This is a genomic window from Pseudobythopirellula maris (assembly GCF_007859945.1).
GTDB classification, from domain to species: Bacteria; Planctomycetota; Planctomycetia; order Pirellulales; family Lacipirellulaceae; genus Pseudobythopirellula; species Pseudobythopirellula maris.
This window is the reverse complement of the sequence record NZ_SJPQ01000003.1, coordinates 195,264-216,193: the sequence shown is the minus strand read 5'-3', so window position 1 is coordinate 216,193 and position 20,930 is coordinate 195,264. Positions and strand designations below refer to the sequence as shown.

Below are 20,930 nucleotides of genomic sequence, written 5' to 3'. Positions count from 1 at the left end.
TCTACTCGGGCGTGGCGCGCCACGAAGGCGTCGGCTGCGCAAGTCTATCACGGTTCCGCGCAATTCAAACGACGCACGGCTCGACCAGCACGAGACGCCCCGCGTCGGCGTCGAGTTCGACCTCGGCGCCCTGGGGCAAAGCGAGGTTTGGCGCCTCGTGACCGACCGGCAAACCGACAAGCACCGGCACGCCGAGCGGCGCCAGATAACGCTCGAGCACCCGCTCGATGATCGGGGGGAAACCGAAGGCGTTTTCGGCGTCTCGGTCGGCGCCGAGCTCTTCGCCGGTGTCGCTCAGGTGGCCGACGGCCACGGCGGCCACCTGAGCGAGTTTGCCCGACAGCGAGAGCTGCGCGAGCAGGCGATCGATGCGGTGGGGCGCCTCGCCGGTGTCTTCAAAGAAGAAAACGCTCCCCTCGGTCGCCAGCTCGTAGGGCGTGGCCACGAGACCCATGAGCACCGCCAGGTTGCCCCCCACGAGCGGGCCCCGCGCGGCGCCGCCGACCAGCGCCCGCATCGCGGGCCAGTCGTCGGCCGAAGCGAGTGTCGCCGGCGCCGCCGAGCGAGTGATCAAACGCCACAAGCTCTCGGTCGAGGGGCCGTGCCCCTGTTCGGGGGCCAGGTCGATGGCGTTGGGCGAGTGGAACGCCATCCAGCCGCAACGCGCCATCAGCGCAGCGTGCAACGCCGTGATGTCGCTGTAGCCCGCCACGATCTTCGGCTGCTCGGAGAGCGCCGCGTAGTCGAGCAGGTCCAGCAGCCGCGCCACGCCGTAGCCGCCGCGCACGGCGAACACGGCGGCGGTCTCCGGGTCGGCGAGCGCTTGCTGCAGCTCATCGGCCCGCTCCTCGTCCGTGCCGGCGAGGTAGTCGACGCTCTGGCAGACGTCGCGGTAAGTCTTGGTGCGGTAGCCGGCCGCGTGGATCGCCGCCACGGCGGCGGCCAGTTGCTCCGGCCGGGGCGAGCTGGCCGGCGCGACGAGCGAGATCGTGTCGCCCTGGCGGAGGGCAGGGGGCGGTTTGCAGTTCATGGTTGGTCTCGTCTTGGCTCGCGACGCGCGCCTGGGGTCGCTGCTTAGCCGCCGATCGTCTGGAAGCCCGTCGCCTAGAAGCCCGTCGCCTGGCTCAACTCCCGCCGAAGAGCATGCAGCCGATCGCCACCGCGGCGATCAGTCCGCAGATGTCGGCGATCAGACAGGCCGGCAGCGTGTGGCGGAAGCGTTTGATTTGCACGGCGCCGAAATAGACGCTCAGGATGTAGAAGGTTGTCTCGGTGCTCCCCATCATCAGCGTGGCGGTCTGGCCGATGAAGCTGTCCGTGCCGTGCTCGTCGTACACCTGAACCAGCACGCCGCGGGCGCCGCTGCCGGTGAGCGGCCTAGTGAGCGCGAGCGGCAGCAGGTCGAGGCCTTCGACAAAGTCCTCGGAAACGCCCGCCGTGCGGGCGACGAAGCGGGCGCCCCACTTCACGTCGTCGAACATGCCGCTCGCCAGGAAGACCTTGATGACGAACAAGATCGCCACGAGGTACGGGATGATCATCACCGCCACATTGAACCCTTCTTTCGCCCCGGTGACGAACTCCTCGTACATCGGGCGGCGGCGCCAAGCGGCGACCAGCACGATCAGCAGCAGCGCCGCGGGGATGGTCCACTGGCTGAACGTCTCGGAGATTTCGCGGAACGATTCCATCAGGCGTCCTCCCCTTCGTTCGAAGCGGCTTGCGAGGCGTCGCCTTCGGCTGAATCGTCTCCGGCCGGTTCGTCCGCCGGCGGGGCTGCGAACTGCGGCAGCCGCGACAGGAACCGCACCGTGAAGATCGCCACGATCGTGCTGGCGATCGTGGCGAGCAGCATGCCGAACAGCGGCGAGGCGGGGTTCTCGCTCCCCTGGGTCACGCGCAGGGCGATGATCGTCGAGGGGATCAGCGTCACGCTGCTGGTGTTGATCGCCAAGAACGTGGCCATCGCGTTGGTGGCCGTCTCCTTGTGCGGGTTGAGCGTCTGCAGGTCGCGCATCGCCTGCAAGCCGAACGGCGTGGCCGCGTTGTCGAGGCCCAGCATGTTGGCTGACATGTTCATCAAGATCGAGCCTTGGGCCGGGTGGCCGTCGGGCACGTCGGGGAAGAGCCACCGCATGACCGGCCGCAAGAGCCAGGCCAGCCCGTCGACCATGCCGGCGTCGCGGGCCACGGCGAGCATGCCGAGCCAAAGCGCCATCACGCCGATCAGACCCAGGCAGATCTCGACCGACACGGTCGCCCCCTCGAGGGCCGCCTCGGTGAGCTCCTTGCCGGCGTCTTGCAGCGGCGCGAGGGGCGAGTCGTTGACCGGCAGTTGCTGGGCGGCTAACGCCTCGGCGTCGAGGGGCGGGTCGCCTGCGGGAGGGTCGTCGAGGCCGGCCGCCTGGACCCAGCCCCACTCCGATGCCGGGCCGAACACGCTCTGGGCGGTTCCTTTGGCGAGGCCGTAGCCTACGCCGATCACCAGCAACCAGAACCAGATGCGATTCAGCAAAACGCTCTCCCGGTGTTCTAGCCTGTGCTTTAGGTTCTAGTCTTGCGGGGCGAGACGTCGCGGCGGAGCCAACTGCCCGACCAGCGTCGCTCGTTGGCGGGCGCCTCAGCCGAAGCGTCTCTCGAAACCAAAGTACCCGCCACAACGACCGCCCGTAAGGCCGCAATCCGCGCGGGCTGTTCTCCGTCCAGCGCAGCTACGACCAGGTAGGCGGCCTTGTCTAGGCCGACCACATCGCGGTCGTTCAGGCCGAGCAGCGCCGCCCGGCGGGCGGTTTCGCTACGCCACTCGCTCGGCGAGTCACACGCGGCAAGCGACCACGAATCGAGCGTCTGGCGGTCGATCTTGAGCGTTGAGGCGTGAGGCTGCGCGTCGGTCTCCCCCACGATCGCCCAAAGCCTTAATTCGTGGGCAAAGTCGATCTGCTCGGCGGTCGGCTCGCCCCGATCGGCGAGGAGCACCGGGACGACATCGATCGGAGGCGCCGATTGCTCGAGACGCTGCAGGAAAGATTCGCGCGCGGCCGGCTTGCTGGGGTCGAACGGCGCCACGGCGGTCGTGACGCCCTGGCGAGCCGCAGCGATAAGCTGCTCATCGCTCGGCAAGTCGCCATCGTCGCCGGCCACCACGGCGATCCGGCCCGGTAGGCCGAGCCCGCCGGCCGCGTCGAGCGTCTCGAAGGCGCCTTGCTCGGCGAGGTCGCCGACTTCTTCAATCCGTCCGCCGGTCCGATCGTCGAGCATCGCGGTGAAGTGCGGCAGCCCGACACCGAGGTCGACGCGCTGCGTGGCGTCGTCGTCCTCGAGCAACCGCGCGTTGGTGATGAGCAGGTCGAACAGGTCGCCGTCGCTGGAGCGTTGCAGCGTTTCGTACTCTTGGGGGTCGGCGTCGAGGCAGGCGCCCGTGGCGATCGATTCGAGCCCGGCCGCGAAGGCGTGCAGGTGGGCGTGCTCGAGCGCCGCCACGTCGTGCCCGGGCCAACCGCCCGCCTCGATCAGCACGGTGGCGACCCCCTGGTTCTGCACCCACTCGCCGAACGCGCGCGGCATGTAATCGGCCCCGAACCGCGAGATGCGGCCGTCGGTGTGCGGCGCGGTCGCCAGCTTGATCGCCGCCGCCACTTGAGCCGCCGCGCGGGTCGCCTCGGTGGCGGTGTTGGGCGTGTCGACCGGCGGGACGAGCAGCGAGATCGACGCCGGCGCCGCCCGGTCGGCCAGCCGGCGGCGCCGCCGTTGGTTGTGCAGGTTGAAACCGAACCGCGGCGTGAAATCGCGCACGGCGTCGCGTAGCGCGCGCCCCTCGGGTGTGGCGAAGCGGCGGGCGTCGCGGTTGATGTCCACGCCGTCGGCGTTCGGCCGCTGGCGGCGGAGCGAGCCGTCGGGGTTGAGCATCAGGATCAGCCCGAGCGTGCAGTTGCTCAGGATCTCCCGCGCCGCGGCGTGCTCGCCGCGCAAGAGGAAGTCGATCAGGTTGAGCAGCACGGTTGTGTGCGTCGGCTCGTCGCCGTGCATCTGCGACCAGGCGAGCACCCGCTGGGGGCCGTCGCCCAAGGTGACCTGTCGGATCTCACGCCCCTCGCGCGACCGGCCGATCACGCTCCACGCGCCCGCCGGCGAACGCGGCTCGAGCTCAGCGAGGCAGCGTGCTAGGTCGTCGGGCGCCCAGCCGCCGTCGGGGCGCACGAAGCGGTTGTAGCTGACCAGGTCGTCGGGGGAGAGCATCGCGTGCGGGAGCTTGGGGGCGAACGATTTCGTAGGAGCTGTCCCGCTAGCGGCCGCTCCGCGGCTAGATGCTAACCGGCGCGATCTTCTGGCCCGCCAGGAGTTCCTCGCGGTAGCGGTAAGGCGTTTTGAGCGTGTATTTCTTAAACGCCACGCCGAAGCGCGTCGAGTTGGCGAACCCGCAGGCGGTCGCGATCTCGGTGATCGAAAGCTCCTGCCGCCCGAGCAGCTCCTTGCCGCGCTCTAGTTGGACGCGGCGGATCTCGCGACCGGGCGAGCGCCCCAGGTACTTCTGGAATTGGATCTCGAGGTAGCGGCGCGAGATCGGGACCTCGCGCAAGATGTCGCCCACCACGATGCCGCGGTGGGCGTGCTTGCGGATGAACCACAAGGCGTCAACGATCGCCGGGTCGTCGATCGCCAGCAGGTCGGTCGACTGCCGGCTCGTGATGCCGCGCGGCTTGACGCGGATCACCTCGTCCGGGGGCGACTCGCCACCCATCATGCGGTCGAGCAGCTCGGCGGCGTCATGGCCGATCTTCTCGCTCGCCACGATCACGCTCGAGAGCGGCGGGGTCGAGACCTCGCAGAACAGCTCGTTCGTGTCGCCGGCCAAGATCGCGATGTCGTCCGGCACGCGGATGCCGGTGGCGTGGCAGATCTCCGAGAGCTGGCGGGCGTGGAGCGAGTCGACGGCCAGCACGGCCACCGGCTGCTCGAGCGAGCGGAGCCAGCGGGTCACACGCCGCTGCTGCTCGCCCCAGCTGATCTTGCGTCCTGCGCGGTAGCCCGGGCGGTACTCGTTGCACTTGTGACCGGCTTGCTGCACGGCGGTGATGAACGCCTGGCCCCGTTTCTTGGAGTACTGCGTGCTCGGCGGGGCGAAGTAGCCGAAGTGCCGGAAGCCGCGGTCCAACAGGTGCGAGAGCGCCAGCTCGGCGAGCGCGTTCTCGTCCGTGACGACCGACGCCATGCCGGGCAGGTCTTCGAAGCGATCGTCCACGTTCACCAGCGGGGTGTTGCGGGCGTTGACCTGCTTGAACTGCAGCCGCGAGGAGATGCCGGCGATGATGCCGTCGCCGTTCCAGCCGTCGGGCAACGCCGAGCGGTGCTCGTGGTCGCGGGGGTCGATCAGCAGGTGCCAGTCGCCCACTTGCTTGGCGTAATTGGCGATGCCACGGATAACGCTGCAGCCGACCGAGGTGTCGGTCTCGATCAGCACGGCGATCTGCCGCGAATCCTTGTTGAAGAATTCGGTGCGGCGCGGCGTTTCTCCGTTGGTGTTGGCGGCCATTTCCGAAGCACTGTACGTAAAGGAGAGATCCCGGCTAGCAATCACGCATGGGCCAAATCGGCTGTGGCTTCCGTTCCAAGGGGCGTGAGGCCAGAATATATGGTAAGGTGGATTGCCAGCTTAATGCGCTTTCAAGTAGATAGTATCTTAGATTTGCTTGATGGGGTAAATTCCCCAGGGGACTTTGCGGATTACCCCCTAAGTCATTGAAGTCAAATACCTTATAGCACACGCTGCGAGGGTCTTTGGGACCTAGTAGCAAGGGGGAGCGGTTTTGTCGCGGCGTATGGTCAACGCGATCGGGCTCATGAGCGGGACTTCGGCTGACGGAGTCGACGCGGCGCTTTTGCGCACCGACGGAGAATCACGAATCGAATTCTGCGGCGGGATCACGCTGCACTACTCGAGCGAGATGCGCTGGCGTTTGCTCGAGGCGTCGCAGCACGACATCCCGATCACCGAGCTGCTGCGCCTGGAGCGCGACATCACGCTCTACCACGCCCAAGCCATCGAGAAGCTGCGCGAGAAGCATGGCGACAAGGACCACCCGCCCAAGCTGGTGGGGTTCCATGGTCACACGATCCGCCACGTGCCGAACGAGCAGATCACGCTGCAGATCGGCAACCCGTGGTTGCTGGCCAACCGCACCGGCTTGCCGGTGGTCTCGGACTTCCGGCGCAACGACATCGCGAACGAAGGCCAGGGGGCGCCCCTGGTGTCGATGTTCCACTCGGCGATCTTCGACTCCGAGCCACGGCCCGTTGCCGTGCTCAATCTGGGCGGCGTGGCGAACGTCACTTGGCTCGGCGGCGAGGGGCGCATCATCGCGGGCGACACGGGCCCCGGTTGCGGCCTGCTCGACGAGTGGGTGCAAGAGATGGCGGACATGCCGCACGACCGCGACGGCCAACTCGCTCTGCGCGGTTCAGTGAACGAGGCGATCTTACGCAACGCGTTGAGCTCGCCCTTCTTCCGCAAGAAGCTCCCCAAGTCGGCGGACCGGTACGACTTTGATCACGTCGACGTGTCGACCCTCTCGGTCGAAGACGGCGCCGCGACGCTCTGCGCCGTCACGGTGCGCGCCGTGGTCGACGCGGTCAAGAAGCTCCCCGAGTGGCCCGAGACGCTGTGGGTGACCGGCGGCGGCGTGCACCACCCGGTGATCATGCGCATGCTCGGCGACAGCTTCAAGTTTGTACGCAGCGTCGAAGAACGGGGCCTCAGCCCCGACACGCTCGAGGCCGAGTGCTTCGCCTGGCTCGCCGTGCGTCACTCGCTCGGACTGCCGCTGACGATCCCCGAAACCACGGGCTGCACGACGGCCGTGTGCGGCGGCGCCATCACCGGCTGACACGCCCAAGCGTGAATCTTCCTCGCCTGCGTTAGCGGGTGATTCAGGGCCGTCACGCCGCGAGGCTCAAGACGTTTCGAGCCGCGTGGCAGCGATGCGCAGGCAGCCGACCGTGGCGTCGTGCGCCTGGCGGAGCCGTTCGGTCGACACGCCGGCCAGCCGGCAGACCGTTTCTCGCAAGAGCCGGCTCCCCAGCAGAACGCTCCCCGAAACAACCACCGGGTGCGAGCCGCCCGCGATCCCCGCCGCCTGCTCGGCCTCTTTCAGCAAGCCCGCCAGTGCGGCGGCGGCTTGCTCGGCGATCGCCTTGGCCGAGGGCTCGCCCGCGGCGGCCAGCTCCAACGCGCAACGCGCCGACGAGGCGACCAAGCGGTGCGGCTGAGGAGACTGGTGGACGGTGCGGGGCAAGTCGGCGGGCGTGTCGGCGCCGATCGCACGGCAAGCGGCCCGCACGAGCTCTTCTCCCGCCGTCTGGCCGAGCACCGCGCGGAGCGTCGCGCGGCCGATCGCGTAGCCGCTACCTTCGTCGCCGAGCAGGTAGCCCCAGCCGCCGCGGCGGAGGATCTCGCCATCGGCGTTGCGTGCAATGGCGACCGAGCCGGTTCCGGAGATCAGTCCGACACAAGGCCCCTCGGGGGCGGCCACCGCAAGCAGCGGTGTGGCGTCGGATTCGATCGTGCAGCGCTCGGCGAAGCCGGCGCGCTCGGCCTGCCAGGCGACCTCTTTGCGCACCGCATCGTTCGCGGCGCCCGCCACGGCGATCACGGCGACTTGGGCGGGCGCGGCGCCGATGCCGGCCGACGCCCGGGCGTCGCGGATCGCCGAGCCGATGGCGTCGACCGCCTGAGGGACGCCGGCGCTGAGCGGGTTGCCGGAGCCAGCCAGCCCTTGGCCGAGAACGCAGAAGAGCCCGCGTTCGCCCGGCTGGGCGATCGTGGCCAAGGTTTTGGTGCCGCCGGCGTCAACGCCGATCAGCAGCGGGGGGGCGTCGCCGACCGTGGGGCTGGGCATGCTCGGTGGGCGGGGTTGGGTGGCCGCGTGGCTGGGGCGGGCGCGCCGTCGCGGCCCCGCGCTGGGCTGCTTGGGGCGGGCTTGCTCAGGTAGGAGCGTTCTCGGCGCCCAGCAGCGAGAGGGCGCGGCCCAGGTGCCCGTTGGCCTTGGCCAAGTAATCGCGGGCCTTCTCGGGCGAGACATCGGCCTGCCAAACGATGATCGCCGTCTTGACCTCACCCTCGCAAACCGCGAGCTGCTGCTCGGCTTCCGAGGCGGGCATGCCCGTGGCGAGGCTCACGATCCGCTTCGCACGAGCGGTCAGCTTCGAGTTGGTCGGCTGCAGGTCGACCATCAGGTTGCCGTAAGTCTTGCCGAGCTGGACCATCGCGCCGGTGCTGAGCATGTTGAGAACCAGCTTGGTCGCCGTGCCGGCCTTCAGGCGGGTCGAGCCGCTGACGATCTCCGGACCCACGAGCGGGGTGATGCTGAGGTCGGCGAGGTCGGCGAGCTCGGCCCCTTCGTTGCAAGCCAGCCCGATGGTGTAAGCGCCGTGGCGCTTGGCGTACTGGATGCCGTGGAGCACGTAAGGCGTGCGGCCGCTGGTGGCGATGCCGACGGCGACGTCGAGCGGGCCGAGGCCCACGGCTTCGAGGTCGTCGCCCGCGAGGGTCAGCGAATCCTCGGCGCCCTCAACCGCCTTGAGCAGTGCGGGGGGGCCGCCGGCGATGATGCCGATCACCTGGTTCGGATCGGAGTTGAACGTTGGCGGACACTCCGAGGCGTCGAGGACGCCGAGCCTGCCGGACGTGCCGGCGCCGAAGTAGATCAGTCGCCCGCCGCGTTGGAGACGGTCGGCGATCACTTCGATTGCCGAAGCGATGGCGTCTGCTTCACGCGCCACGGCGTCGGCCACCTTGGCGTCTTCGGCGTTGCAGAGCCGAACAAACTCGGCCGGGGTGAGCCCATCGAGCTGTTCCGACGCGGGGTTGCGGGCTTCGGTTGTCAGGTTGTCCAGCATCCGTATTCGTCGTGCGGGTGGGGGCTGAGCAAACCGAGCCGCTAGCGTGCGACGTCGGTTCGAGGGGAGAGCAGACGCGTTGCTCCAACACGTTGCAATCAACATTTGCATGATACTATGGGCCTCAGAACGATCCCAGGTAACTTGCGCTTTTGCGATACAAAGCTGCGCGTGGCCCTGCTACTACGCCTCGCGCAGCCCGATTAGTCTTTGAATCGTGCTACTAATGCAGCGATGCATTCACCATTTTTGCACGGCCTGTGTGGGCGGTTGTTGGACGGTTCGTCCGACTCGTTCGTGGCTCGTGTGAGGAGAAAGGCTCAGGCAATTTTTATGTGGGAGCGCCCATGTTGAGCGGGACCGACGCCGTGGTCCTGCTGGCCTACCTCGGGGCGGCCGTTGCGATCGGCCTCTTCTTCGGTTCGAAGGACGCCACGACCGAGAGCTTTTTTCTCGGCAAGCGCGAGATCTCTTGGTTCGCGCTCCTGCTGTCGATCGTCGCCACCGAGACGAGCACGGTCACCTTCCTCAGCCTGCCGGGGCAATCGTTTGCCGAGGGGGGCGACTTCCGCTTCTTGCAGCTGACGCTCGGCTACATCATCGGCCGGCTCGTGGTGGCCGCGGTGCTGTTGCCCGAGTACTTCGGCGGCGAGTTTTTCACCGCCCACGAGGTGCTTCACAAGCGGTTCGGCTCCGGCGTGCAGGTCGCCGCGGCGACGGTCTTCTTGATCTTCCGCAACGGCGCCGACGGGCTCCGCTTGTTCCTCACTGCGCTCGTTCTCGAAGCGGCGCTCGACGTGAACTTTTTTGTCTGTGTGGCGGGCATCGCCGTCGCGACCGCCGTCTACTCCGCCGTCGGCGGCGTCTCGTCGGTTGTTTGGAACGACTGCATCCAATTCGTGGTTTACATCACCGGCGCGGTGATCGCCCTGATGCTGCTGGTCGGCAGGTTGCCCGACGGCTGGGCGACTCTGTCGCAGTTCGCCGCCGACAACGACAAACTGCGTCTGTTCGATCTCACCCCCACGCTCCGCGGGAGCGGGATCACGCTGTGGTCGGGGCTGATCGGCGGGGCGTTCTTGTCGCTCGCCTCGCACGGCGCCGACCACATGATGGTGCAACGCTACTTGTGCGCCGGCTCGCGGCGCAACGCGACACTCGCGCTCGCGTTGAGCGGGCCTTTGGTCGCAATGCAATTCGCCTTCTTCCTGGCGATGGGCGTGGCGCTGGCTTGCTTTTACTCCACGGTCCCCACGGAGCACGCCGCCGGGACGGGCGACCGGGTGTTCATCAACTTCCTGGTTCACGAAATGCCCTCCGGCCTGCGGGGCTTGGTGCTGGCCGCCGTCATCGCGGCGGCGATGTCGACCCTGTCGAGTTCGCTGAACGCCTCGGCGGGGGCGTTCGTCAAAGACCTGCTGGGTCGGTTCCCGAGCGGCCGCAGCGAGGCCGCGACCGTGGTCGCCTCGCGAGTCGCCACCTTCGTGTTCGCCGCCGTGCAGGCGGCCGTGGCGATGGCCGCCTACCGCTGGGCGCAAGGCACCTCGGTGATCGAGACGGTGCTCGCGATCGCCGGCTTCTCGACCGGGCTGCTGCTCGGCCTCTACGCCTTGGGCCTTGTTTGGCGACGGGCCAGCGACAAGGCGGGGTTGGTGGCGTTGGCGATTGGTTTTGGCGTTTGCCTGCTGGTCGTCACACAGACCGAGATCAACTGGACCTGGTACACACTGATCGGCTCGGCGACAACGTTCTTCACGGGCGCCGCGGTGCTGCTGATCGCGCCCCCGGCGGGCGAGACTGAGTCAGTCGAAACCGCGCCAGCCGAAGCTGCGCCAGCCCAGGCGCCCGAAGTTATGCCCCCCCACGACGAGGAGCAACACGATGCGTAACTGCTGTGTGACAACTTGGCCGATCGCCGCCTTGCTGGTCGGTCTCACCACGCTGGGGGCATGGAGCGCGCCGGCGGCGCTGGCCGGCTCGGCCGAGGGCTCGCGCCACGCGGTGGCTACGGTCCACCCGCTGGCCACCGACGCCGCGATGGCGGTCTATGCCGAGGGGGGCAACGCGGTCGACGCGGCCGTGACGGCGGCGCTCACGCTGAGTGTGGTCGACAACCACAACTCGGGCATCGGCGGCGGCTGCCTGATCCTGATCCGCACGCCGGACGGCGAACTGCTGGCGATCGACGGCCGCGAGATGGCGCCCGCGGCCGCCAGCCCCGACATGTACTTGGACGAGAACGGCGAGGCGATGACCGAGGCGAGCAAGACCGGCCCGCTCGCCGTCGGCACGCCCGGCGCCCTGGCGGCGTACGCCGAGGCGATCCGCCTGGCGGGCAGCAAGCCGCTCGCGCGGCTGCTCGAGCCGGGCGCCCACCACGCCCGTGAGGGTGTCGCCATCGACAGCGTTTACGCCCGCAAGCTCGCCCGCATCGCGAAGGTGGTCGCCCGCTATCCCGGCTCGCGCGACGCGCTGCTCAAGCCGGACGGCTCGCCCTACGAGGAGGGCGAGACCCTGGTCCAGACCGACCTAGCCCGCACGTACGACAGCCTCATCGAGCACGGCCCCGACTGGTTCTACCGCGGTCCCTTTGCCGAGAAGGTGGGCGCCTGGATGGAGCAGAACGGCGGCGTGCTGCGGGCTAGCGACTTCGCGGCGTACGAGGTCAAGCGGCGTCAGCCGATTGTCTCGACCTACCGCGGGCGCCAGATCGTGGGCTTTCCGCCGCCCAGTTCGGGCGGGGTGCACATCGCTCAGATGCTCAACATCCTGGAGCGTTACGACCTCGGCGATACGCTGCGCAAGGACCCCGTCGCGGCCCGGCACCTAATCGCCGAAGCGATGAAGCTCGCCTTCGCCGACCGCGCTTTCTGGCTGGGCGACTCGGACTTTGTCGACGTGCCGCGCGGGCTGACCGACAAGGGCTACGCCGCCGAGCTGGCGGGACGGATCGACCCCGAGCGGGCGATCACGGTCGAGCGCCACGGCGACCCGCCGCTGTGGGACCAAGACCTGTTCGGCCGGCACACGACGCACGTCGCGGCGGCCGACGCCGAGGGCTACTGGGTCGCGATCACGGCGACAGTGAACACGACCTTCGGCTCGAAGGTGATCGTGCCCGGCACGGGCGTGGTGCTCAACAACGAGATGGACGACTTCTCGATCCAGCCCGGCGTGCCGAACGCCTTCGGCCTGGTCGGCGCGGCCAACAACGCCGTGGCCCCCGGCAAGCGGCCGCTCTCGAGCATGAGCCCGACGATCGTGCTCGACGCCGAAGGCGAGCCGCTGCTGACGGTTGGCGCCGCCGGCGGCCCGAAGATCATCACGCAGGTGCTGCAGGTGATCCTGCACCGCCTCGACGAGCAGATGCCGCTCGAAGCGGCGGTCGCCGCGCCGCGGATCCATCACCAGTGGCGGCCCGACGCGTTGCAAGTCGAGTCGACGCTGCCCGACACTTGGGTTGCGGAGCTTCGCAGTCGCGGGCACGAGTTGACGGTGCTTTCCTCGGCGGGCATCACGCAGGCCATCGCCCGCACAGACGACGGCGGCCTCACCGCAACCAGTGACCCGCGCGTGCCGAGCAAGGCGGCGGCGCAATAAACGACTCTCCCCCCACCACGGCGGCAGACCGTACCGGTAATCGCCGGCAATCGCTCGCCGAATCCACGACGAGCAAGCACAATCAAATGATTAGGCGCACGCACCAAGAGATTCAGCGTTGGGCTTCTCATGGCGAGAAACCCACGAGAACGCAATTTTTGTTTCGGAACAGAGAGCGGTTGAGGGCAACGATGGCATTCGGATTTAGTTTGGCGTTTCTCCTCGGTTCGGGCGCTACGAAGTCGCCCGCGCGCGGCCGCGCGTTGGCGGTTGAACCGCTGGAGTCGAGGATCGCGCTCTCGGCGGCGGGCCTGGTGGAAGTTGGCGCGCAGCCCATCGGGGCGCTCACCGACAAGATCGTCTACACCCACGGCGGCCACGGCTACACCGACAACGGCGGCGGGTGGGAGTACCAGCGGCCGCTGCTGCTCGACATGGTCGAGGACCTCGGCAACCAGGACCAGATGACCGCGTTCGTCGACGCGCTGTGGGACGCCGGCGCCACGATCGTGCCGTTGCGCCCCGTTGGCAATCAGGTCAACGAGGTGGTGCTCGACAACGACGACGCCGGCGTGTCGTTCACGGGCTCCTGGTCGAACGGGTCGGGGTCGGTCTATTACGGCTCGTCGGGCGACGTGCGTTACAAGACCATCGCGACCTCGACCACCGAAACCGCCACCGCGATTTACCGGCCCAACCTCTCGGCGGGCGGCAGCTACCCCGTTTACGCCTGGTCGCCCGCCGGCTCGAACCGCGCGACCGACCAGCTCTACCGGGTCCACCACAGCGGCGGCGCGACCGAGGTGACGGTCGACCACAGCCGCGTGGGCAACGGCCTGGTCTACCTGGGTACGTACGATTTTGAGGAGGGTACGGCCGGCTACGTCGAGATCAGCAACCGCTCGGACGACGCCGGCAAGGTGGTGGTCGCCGACATGATCCGCTTCGGCAACGGCATGGGCGACATCGACCGCGGCAACGGCGTGTCGGGCCAGCCCCGCGAAGACGAGGCCGGGCTCTACTGGGTCGAGTGGCACGTCAGCCGCTCGCAGGGCATCTCGACCAGCGAGTACCGCACGAGCAGCAGCGACCGCTCGGCGACCGTCTCGCTCTCGCCCCGCTACGCCGAGTACATGAACCAGGCCGGCGTGGGCGAGCTCTCCGACCGCGTGTTCGTGAGCTTCCACTCGAACGCCGGTGGGGGCAGCAGCCGCGGCGTGCTGGGGCTCTACAACGGCAACAACCGCACGTCGGCCATGACGCCCAACCAGTTCCTGCTGGCCGACACGATCTCGCGGCACGTGAACGACGACCTCGTCGACCGGGCGGGGGAGTTCGAGCACGACTGGTTCGACCGCGGGGGAATCGTCACGCTCGACCGCTCCGACATCGAGTTCGGCGAGATCAACAACGAGGTCATCCACGACGAGTTCGACGCCACGATCATCGAGACCGGTTTCCACGACAACACGCAAGACGCCCAGATGCTGCTCGACCCGCGCGTGCGTGAGGCGATCGCCATCGCCACGGTGCAGGGCGTGATCGAGTACTTCGCCGAGGTCGACGGCGGCGCCACGCCCGAAATCAATCCGCCGGCGAGGCCGGCCGACCTGCGGGTCGAGACCACGGGCCAGGGCAGCGCGACCCTCCACTGGACCCCGTCCGTGTCGAGCGACGCGCTCGGCTCGCCCGCGACGGGCTACGTCGTTTACGCCTCGGTCGGCGGCAAGGGCTTCGACGGCGGCACGGCTGTCGCCGGCGGCGCGACCGCCACGCTGACGATCAACGACCTCGACCCGGATAAGGCTTACTACTTCAAGATCGTCGCCGCGAACGACGGCGGGCAATCGCCCGACTCGGAGGTGGTCGCCGCAACGCCCAACGGCGCCGGCGCCAAATTGCTGATCGTCAACGGCTTCGACCGCTTGGGTCGCAGCCAGGTCCCCGGATACGCGTTCCCCGGCGGCGGCACGGTCTACCGCGCCCGGGCCGAACTGAGCAACTCGTACGATTACGCCGTCCAGGTCGCCTCGGCGATCCACAACGCCGGCGTCGACGCCGCGGTCGAGACCGTGCCGAACGAGGCCGTCATCGACGGCGACGTCGACCTGGGCGACTACGACGCCGTGTTCTGGATCCTCGGCGAAGAGTCGACGGCCGACGACACGTTCAGCGTCGCCGAGCAGGCCGCCGTGACGACCTACCTCAACGCCAACGGCAAGCTGTTCGTCTCCGGCGCCGAGATCGGCTGGGACCTGCAGGCCCAAGGCAACGGAGTGTCGTTTTACAGCAGCCAGCTGCGCGCAAGCTACACCAGCGACGACGCGGGCGTCTACAGCGCCGATGGCGTGGCCGGCTCGATCTTCGAAGGGATCTCGCTCAACTTCGACGACGGCGAGCTGTTCTACGACGTGAACTACCCCGACGTTATCGCGCCGAATAACGGCTCGACACTCGCCCTCGCCTACGCCGGAGGCGCCGGGGCCGGCGTGCAGTACAGCGACCCCAACGGCCAGAGCCTCGTGATGCTCGGCTTCCCGTTCGAGACCATCGTCGAAGAAGAGGACCGCTTCGAGGTGATGAGCCGTGTGCTCGAGTTCTTCGAATTCGAGACCAACCCGCCCCAGACCATCAGCCTGTTGCTCGACAACGACCACGGCCCCGGCGCGTACAATGAGACCGGCTTCTGGATCACGAGCAGCGACCCCGGCGTGGAGGGCGGCACGCAACGTTTCGCGTTGCTAGGCAACCAGGCTACGGCCGAATGGACGACCGATCTCCCGTTCTCCGGCGAAGCCGAGGTGTTCGTGCAATACGACGCAGCGGCGAATCGCGCTAGCGGCGTGGCTTACACCGTCACGTCGGGCTCCGAGTCGCTCGCGACGGTGATCGATCAGCGCGCCAATGACTTCGAGTGGGTGTCGCTGGGCGTGATCGACGCCTCGCAGGGACCGATCTCGGTGCTGCTCGACGTCGACGCCAGCTCCGGCGAGGCCAACTCGCTCGCGATCGCCGATGTGGTGCGGATCGATCTGACCGGCCGCCCCGATTCGTTCAACGAATTCGGCGACTACAACGGCAACGGCCTGGTCGACGCCGCCGACTTCACCGTCTGGCGCGACTTGAAAGACCAAGTGGTCGAACCCGGAACCTCGGCCGACGGCAACGGCGATGGGGTGATCGACACGCTCGACTACCACGTGTGGGTGAGCCGCTTCGGCATGGAGGAACCGATCGCCCCGGCGGTCGCCCTCGCCCCGGCGGTCGCCCTCACCACGGCGGCCGTAACCAGCGAACCCGAACCGGCCATCGACGCGTCGCCCGAAGAGGTCGTGGTCTCGGCGCCGAGCCCGCTTCTCGCACCGCTGCCAAGCCGTACTGTCGCTTTCCTTGGGTCCGCTGCGACGCCGCAGCAGGAAGCGGTCGACTCGCCCGCAGACGACGCCATCGAGTTGCTGCTCGCTCGCACGGATGATCAGCGGCGTGAACGAGACCAAGACGAGCAAGCGGTCGATCATTTAGCGCAGCGGATGGCCACGGGCTTGGCGATCGGGGACCCGCAGATAGACGAGGCGAGAGACTCGTTATTTGCGCAAGAGGACTTTGGGGAACTTACGACCCGGTTGCGCAAGTAAGAGATCTGCTATTTGATTCGTGCATGAAGTTCAATCGTCATTAAGTCCCTTAATGATAAGTACTTAAGTTGTCAGGTGCCTGAGTGGTGCGGGAGCCTTTATTCCATGCCGAACAAGCTGGTTTTGAGGTTTGCGCAAAGCGGATGAAAACAGACGCAAAGAATGGGACAAAAAAACGTTGCGCTTATCTATTCTCGGTTCATGCGTGATAGGCGCAAACAGGCGATACCGGGCGGCTTTGGCGGGCTCCCGCAGGGGAGTAGGAAACACCTAAGACTCAGCCGAAATGACACGGCTGCCTCACCAATCTGACGGAGACCTTTGATGACCAATCGTATCGGTTTGTTCAGCGCCTCGATGGCTGTGATGGCGATCACAGCATCTTCTGCTCTAGCGGTCCCGTACGCGTCGGCCGTGCGTAACACCAGCGGTTCGACTTACGAGTTCGTTCTGAACGAGCCGGCCGACTATGTCACCGTGCTCCGCGACGGCGCCAACCCGGTCACGATCAACACCCCGGCCGCCGGCCGCCACACCTTCGACCTCGGCGCTTTCAGCAGCTACGAGATCCAGGTCGGCAAGGACGCCCCCAAGGCCTGGACCGAACTGAGCGACACGTTCGATTCCGGGACCGCCACCACCGAACAGCTATTCCAGTACTTCTTCCGCCCCACCGGCGTCGTGGTGAACGACGACCCGTCGAGCGAGTACTTCGGCACGATCTACGTGTCGCACCCCGAGGCCCGCGTCAACGCCGGTCCGGTGACCACCCCACGCGTTCTGGGGGATGGTGTTTACTCGCTCACGGCGGACCTGATCGGCGTCAACTTGGCGGGCGGCTTCTCCGTGACCGATCCCGAAGACGCCACGCAGGCCAAGGCGCCCGGTTGGACCGTCGATCAGAGCAACGGCAGCTCGCCCTGGCGGCTCTCGCTGGACGACAGCGGCAACCTGATCGCCGCCGACTTCTCCGACCAGTCCGGCGGCATCAAGTACGCCTCGCCCGACCTCACGACGGGCGGTCTCGTGCTGGCCGAGGAGGACGGCGTCTTGCCGCTGCTGACGAACGACACCGGCTTCGAGGAGGTCCACGGCTCGATCCTTTCGAAGGTCAGCGTCACCGGCACGGTTGGCGTTGACCTGACGGTGTGGGCGATCGACGAGGACTACGACCTCGACGGCGACACGTTCACCGTCGACCCTGAAACGAACCTCGCTCAAGGATCGACTTACCACCCCCTCCGCTGGGACGTCGGCCCGGCCACCGATTACGACCAGCCCCCGACCATCGTCATCAACAAGGAAACGCTGACCGTCGACGACGACAACGGCACTCCCGGGGACGACAGCGACGACTTCAACGATTTCCAGTACACGCTCTCGCCCGAGGCGATCGGCGGCGTGATCACGAACAACATGCACTACGAAGAACAGCACGAGAAGTTCTACCTCTTGCAGAGCCGCACCCACGGCAACGAGTCGGGCATCTTGATCGTTTCGGCGGACCCCAACGACGCGGACAATCCCACGATCGAGTGGTCGTCCAAGCGGTTCTCCTACGACAACGGCCTCGACGGCAACACCTCGCCCGGCGATGTGGGCGAAGGCCTCCAGGACATCTTCCGCAACATCGACGACGTGGTGATCTCGGCCGACGGCACCAAGATGTACGTCACCCGCAACCGCCAGTTCTTCCCCGGAGACGATGACGTCGTGACGCCGGACCCGCTCGTCTACGGCGATGGCGACAACCCGGTTCTCGGCGGCGAGAGCAACGCCCCGGGCGGCATCCTCGTCATCCCGCTCGACGAGAACGGCTTGCCCGATCTGCAGGTGGACGACAACGGCACCCCGGGCGACACGAGCGACGACTTCATCACCAACATCGAGTCGATCCCTTACGACTCTCCCGGCCGCACGCTCCGCAGCCAAGTGGCTGTCGACGCCGCCGGCAACGTCTATCACGTCGACAACCTGACCGAGCGACTGAAGGTCTTCAGCCCCGGCGGCAACACGATCGCCACGACGACCTCGGACGGTTTGTTCTCGGTCCAGACCATCGAGTCGCTCTTGGGCGACTACAACGGCAACGGCGTGGTCGACGCGGCCGACTTCACGGTGTGGCGTGACGCGCTCGGCAACTCGGTCACCGAGGGCAGCGGAGCCGACGGCAACAGCAACGGGGTGATCGACGGCGGCGATTACGATGTTTGGGTGAACAACTTTGGCAATTCGCTTCCGGCATTGTCCGAAGCGAGCACCGTCCCCGAACCGGCGAGCGGACTCTTGCTTGTTCTCGTGGCGGCGTTTTACTCTTCCTCCAGGCGGCGGAAACTTTGAGAAGTGGCGTTACGGTACTGAGATACGATTTTTTCGCAACCTTTTTGGAGAGACTAATGAGTCGACTGCACCTTGGATCCACCGCCTTGATGGCGGGCTTGCTGCTTGTTGCGGCAAACGCCCAAGCACAAGTTCTTTTTAGCGACAACATGGAAAGCGGCGCCGGTTGGAGCGTGAACTCTACCAACGCCGACTACGCCGCCACCTTTGGCTTCGATTACGGTGACGTGCCCACTTTCTACGACGTCCCCGAAGCCCCCAACACGCAGCCTGGCGACGCCGCCACCACGGGCGTGTTGCTCGAGTCCAACATCAACGATCCCCCCGGCGCCAACACCTTCAACCTCTTCCCCACCGGGCAGAGCTTCAGCGGCAACTACAAGCTGCGGTTCGACGCCTGGACCAACTACGACGTCAACGAGCGCATCAACGGCGGCTCGGCCGGCACGACCGAGTTCATCGGCGGCGGCGTGGGTTACGACGGGGTCGCGGCCGCTTTTGATGTTGGGGCCAGCGTCATCGCCACCAACGATGGCGGCTCGGGCAGCGACTGGCGTGTCTTTGCCGACGGCAGCTTCCTGGCGACGGATGAGATGATCGCAGGAACCCGCAACGGCTTCGACGCTCACTACGCCGACTTCCTGCCCGGCGTCGCCCCGCCGCTCGGTCAGTTCCAGAGCTCTGCGGACCCCGGAACCGCCGGATCGCCCGGCTTCCAGTGGATCACCTTCGAGATCGAGACCGGCCCTCTGGGGGTCGTTGCCGTGTCGATCGAAAAGCCCGGTGGCGATCGGTTGAACATCGCTCGGGTCCGCGACGCCTACGACGCCGGTGATGGCGACATCACCACCGATGGCAACATCCAGTTGATCTACACCGACTTGTTCTCGTCGCAGACGATTGCTCCTTACTGGACGTACGGCATCATCGATAACGTCGAAGTCACGGCGACTCCCGAGCCGACCAGCGCCGCGCTGGTCGCCCTCGGTTTGCTCGGCGTGGCCGGGCGTCGTCGCCGTCGCTGAGACGATTAATCTAGCTACTTGGAGGCGGGCGCCCGAATCGCAGCGGGCGCCCGCTTTTTATTTCGGCGTGCCGAAAAAAACGACGCAACGTTGTGCGCAGATGCGCGTTTCTTCTGCGATGATTGCGCGTTGTTCGCAACTGTATTAATTCTTAGAGTGAAGTCAGTAGACGATCATCCGTGTCTGCTACAGGCGTACTCCCCTCGAAATCCGAAGCAAGAGACGCGCGTTATGCAACGACCGAGCCTCACGAAGAAGTCCGCTTTCACCCTGGTCGAGCTGCTGGTCGTCATCGCGATCATCGGCATCTTGGTGGCGCTGCTGTTGCCGGCGGTCCAATCGGCCCGTGAGGCCGCCCGCCGCACACAGTGCAAGAACCAAGTAAAGCAGCTTGCGCTTGCTTGCCTGTTGCACGAAGACGTCAACGGCTTCCTGCCCACCGGCGGCTGGAGTTCGGCCTTCACGGGTGACCCCAACCGAGGTTTCGGTGAGACGCAACCCGGCAGTTGGCTGTTCAGTGTTTTGCCGTTCATCGAGGAGCAGGGGGTTTGGGACCTCGGATCGGGCATGCAGGGCGATCCGGCCGCATGGGCGATAGCGAGCACCAAAGCCCACCAGACCCCGATCACGAGCTTCTACTGCCCCTCACGACGCCAGGCGCGCGTCTACCGCTGCCGCTGGGGCGGGATGCTCGAGCAGACCTGGATCATGAACGTGGCGATCAACGAGGGCGTTGTTGTTTCGGATTACGCCGCCAACGTGGGCGACAGCGCTGCGTTTGCGGCCTACGAGTTCAGCGGCGCCAATCAGATGTGGTGGCCGACAAACGGCTACGAAGGCGCCGACGCCCCAGCCGGCGGGCGGCGGGGGCCGAAGTGGAGCGACACCAACGATTCGGATAGCGTGCTGTACCAGACGGGCGTGATGTTCTACCGCAGCGAACTAGGGCTGAACCGCATCACTGACGGTTTGAGCAAAACCTACTTGCTGGGTGAGAAGTTCATGGAGCCGCGACTGTACGATCCCACAGGGGAACGAGACAACACTTTCTCCTACGCGGCCAACCAAGGCGCATACGCCGGCTTCGAATGGGAGAACGGCAAAGTGGCGTGGGGCCCGGACAGCCTCGAGGACATTGAATTCTTTGAGCCGCGACAAGACACCGACGGCCTGAGCTTCGAGCGTTCGCCCCCGTTCGGCAGCGCCCACCCCGGCGTCTTCAACATGGGCTTCTGTGATGGTTCGGTGCAGTCGGTTTCCTACGAGATCGACATGCGTTCGCACCGCGACAACGCCAACCGGCTGAACGGCTCCGACTCGAACTCGATCAACTGGCCCGATGGCTATTGATCCATGCCTCGCGAGCTGCCGCCGCGTGAGCTAGGAGGACTGTAGCGCACGCCTACGGGCGAGCCGGACCGACTGCCCTCGGTGGCGG

Annotated in this window: 14 protein-coding genes; 7 read left to right on the top strand and 7 right to left on the bottom strand. The window is 66.8% G+C overall.

Annotated features, from left to right (window positions below; genetic code table 11):
* Positions 1 to 64 precede the first annotated feature (64 nt).
* The 5 genes from Mal64_RS13715 to Mal64_RS13695 form a co-directional block, all read right to left on the bottom strand.
* The gene (locus Mal64_RS13715; protein ID WP_146401202.1) at positions 65 to 1,030 is read right to left on the bottom strand and encodes a S66 peptidase family protein; all 966 of its coding nucleotides are present in this window, start codon (positions 1,028 to 1,030) and stop codon (positions 65 to 67) included.
* A gap of 94 nt (positions 1,031 to 1,124) precedes the next feature.
* Positions 1,125 to 1,691 carry a spore maturation protein gene (locus Mal64_RS13710; protein WP_146401200.1) on the bottom strand — a complete coding sequence of 189 codons (567 nt, stop codon included), beginning with the start codon at positions 1,689 to 1,691 and terminating at the stop codon, positions 1,125 to 1,127.
* Entirely contained in the window at positions 1,691 to 2,515 is an 825-nt protein-coding gene (locus Mal64_RS19890; RefSeq protein ID WP_197525757.1) for a nucleoside recognition domain-containing protein, read from the bottom strand. Before Mal64_RS19890 ends, Mal64_RS13710 begins: the two co-directional genes overlap by 1 nt.
* A 29-nt stretch (positions 2,516 to 2,544) precedes the next feature.
* Positions 2,545 to 4,236: a M14 family zinc carboxypeptidase gene (locus tag Mal64_RS13700; protein WP_146401198.1), complete on the bottom strand. Its 1,692-nt coding sequence runs from the start codon at positions 4,234 to 4,236 to the stop codon at positions 2,545 to 2,547.
* 64 nt (positions 4,237 to 4,300) lie between these two features.
* Positions 4,301 to 5,530, bottom strand: coding sequence for an AraC family transcriptional regulator (locus tag Mal64_RS13695; RefSeq protein WP_146401196.1), 1,230 nt, complete (start codon positions 5,528 to 5,530; stop codon positions 4,301 to 4,303).
* 286 nt (positions 5,531 to 5,816) lie between these two features.
* Between Mal64_RS13695 and Mal64_RS13690 the strand changes: the two genes are divergently transcribed.
* A complete protein-coding gene (locus Mal64_RS13690) occupies positions 5,817 to 6,881 on the top strand; it encodes an anhydro-N-acetylmuramic acid kinase (RefSeq protein ID WP_146401194.1) in 1,065 nt (354 codons plus the stop codon).
* Between the two features lie 66 nt (positions 6,882 to 6,947).
* On the opposite strand, the gene Mal64_RS13685 is transcribed toward Mal64_RS13690, so the two are convergent.
* Positions 6,948 to 7,892 carry a BadF/BadG/BcrA/BcrD ATPase family protein gene (locus tag Mal64_RS13685; protein WP_146401192.1) on the bottom strand — a complete coding sequence of 315 codons (945 nt, stop codon included), beginning with the start codon at positions 7,890 to 7,892 and terminating at the stop codon, positions 6,948 to 6,950.
* A gap of 85 nt (positions 7,893 to 7,977) precedes the next feature.
* Positions 7,978 to 8,892, bottom strand: coding sequence for an N-acetylmuramic acid 6-phosphate etherase (murQ, locus tag Mal64_RS13680; protein WP_146401190.1), 915 nt, complete (start codon positions 8,890 to 8,892; stop codon positions 7,978 to 7,980).
* A 347-nt stretch (positions 8,893 to 9,239) separates the two neighbouring features.
* Between murQ and Mal64_RS13675 the strand changes: the two genes are divergently transcribed.
* From Mal64_RS13675 to Mal64_RS13650, 6 genes are all read left to right on the top strand, one after another.
* Positions 9,240 to 10,781 carry a sodium:solute symporter family transporter gene (locus Mal64_RS13675; RefSeq protein WP_146401188.1) on the top strand — a complete coding sequence of 514 codons (1,542 nt, stop codon included), beginning with the start codon at positions 9,240 to 9,242 and terminating at the stop codon, positions 10,779 to 10,781.
* The gene (gene ggt, locus Mal64_RS13670) at positions 10,774 to 12,492 is read left to right on the top strand and encodes a gamma-glutamyltransferase (protein WP_146401186.1); all 1,719 of its coding nucleotides are present in this window, start codon (positions 10,774 to 10,776) and stop codon (positions 12,490 to 12,492) included. Before Mal64_RS13675 ends, ggt begins: the two co-directional genes overlap by 8 nt.
* A gap of 191 nt (positions 12,493 to 12,683) precedes the next feature.
* Entirely contained in the window at positions 12,684 to 16,127 is a 3,444-nt protein-coding gene (locus Mal64_RS13665; protein ID WP_146401184.1) for a golvesin C-terminal-like domain-containing protein, read from the top strand.
* Positions 16,128 to 16,451: 324 nt separating this feature from the next.
* Positions 16,452 to 18,467: a PEP-CTERM sorting domain-containing protein gene (locus tag Mal64_RS13660; RefSeq protein ID WP_146401182.1), complete on the top strand. Its 2,016-nt coding sequence runs from the start codon at positions 16,452 to 16,454 to the stop codon at positions 18,465 to 18,467.
* A gap of 56 nt (positions 18,468 to 18,523) precedes the next feature.
* On the top strand, positions 18,524 to 19,492 hold the full coding sequence (locus tag Mal64_RS13655) for a PEP-CTERM sorting domain-containing protein (RefSeq protein WP_146401180.1): 969 nt from the start codon (positions 18,524 to 18,526) through the stop codon (positions 19,490 to 19,492).
* Between the two features lie 231 nt (positions 19,493 to 19,723).
* Positions 19,724 to 20,842: a DUF1559 family PulG-like putative transporter gene (locus Mal64_RS13650; RefSeq protein ID WP_146401178.1), complete on the top strand. Its 1,119-nt coding sequence runs from the start codon at positions 19,724 to 19,726 to the stop codon at positions 20,840 to 20,842.
* Positions 20,843 to 20,930 lie beyond the last annotated feature (88 nt).

What these genes read in the sequence shown, in the direction of transcription:
- Mal64_RS13715 (WP_146401202.1), bottom strand. Translation starts at nt 1,030, where the DNA reads ATGAACTGCAAACCGCCCCCTGCCCTCCGCCAGGGCGACACGATCTCG.
- Mal64_RS13710 (WP_146401200.1), bottom strand. Translation starts at nt 1,691, where the DNA reads ATGGAATCGTTCCGCGAAATCTCCGAGACGTTCAGCCAGTGGACCATC.
- Mal64_RS13700 (WP_146401198.1), bottom strand. Translation starts at nt 4,236, where the DNA reads ATGCTCTCCCCCGACGACCTGGTCAGCTACAACCGCTTCGTGCGCCCC.
- Mal64_RS13695 (WP_146401196.1), bottom strand. Translation starts at nt 5,530, where the DNA reads ATGGCCGCCAACACCAACGGAGAAACGCCGCGCCGCACCGAATTCTTC.
- Mal64_RS13690 (WP_146401194.1), top strand. Translation starts at nt 5,817, where the DNA reads ATGGTCAACGCGATCGGGCTCATGAGCGGGACTTCGGCTGACGGAGTC.
- Mal64_RS13685 (WP_146401192.1), bottom strand. Translation starts at nt 7,892, where the DNA reads ATGCCCAGCCCCACGGTCGGCGACGCCCCCCCGCTGCTGATCGGCGTT.
- murQ (WP_146401190.1), bottom strand. Translation starts at nt 8,892, where the DNA reads ATGCTGGACAACCTGACAACCGAAGCCCGCAACCCCGCGTCGGAACAG.
- Mal64_RS13675 (WP_146401188.1), top strand. Translation starts at nt 9,240, where the DNA reads ATGTTGAGCGGGACCGACGCCGTGGTCCTGCTGGCCTACCTCGGGGCG.
- ggt (WP_146401186.1), top strand. Translation starts at nt 10,774, where the DNA reads ATGCGTAACTGCTGTGTGACAACTTGGCCGATCGCCGCCTTGCTGGTC.
- Mal64_RS13665 (WP_146401184.1), top strand. Translation starts at nt 12,684, where the DNA reads ATGGCATTCGGATTTAGTTTGGCGTTTCTCCTCGGTTCGGGCGCTACG.
- Mal64_RS13660 (WP_146401182.1), top strand. Translation starts at nt 16,452, where the DNA reads ATGACCAATCGTATCGGTTTGTTCAGCGCCTCGATGGCTGTGATGGCG.
- Mal64_RS13655 (WP_146401180.1), top strand. Translation starts at nt 18,524, where the DNA reads ATGAGTCGACTGCACCTTGGATCCACCGCCTTGATGGCGGGCTTGCTG.
- Mal64_RS13650 (WP_146401178.1), top strand. Translation starts at nt 19,724, where the DNA reads ATGCAACGACCGAGCCTCACGAAGAAGTCCGCTTTCACCCTGGTCGAG.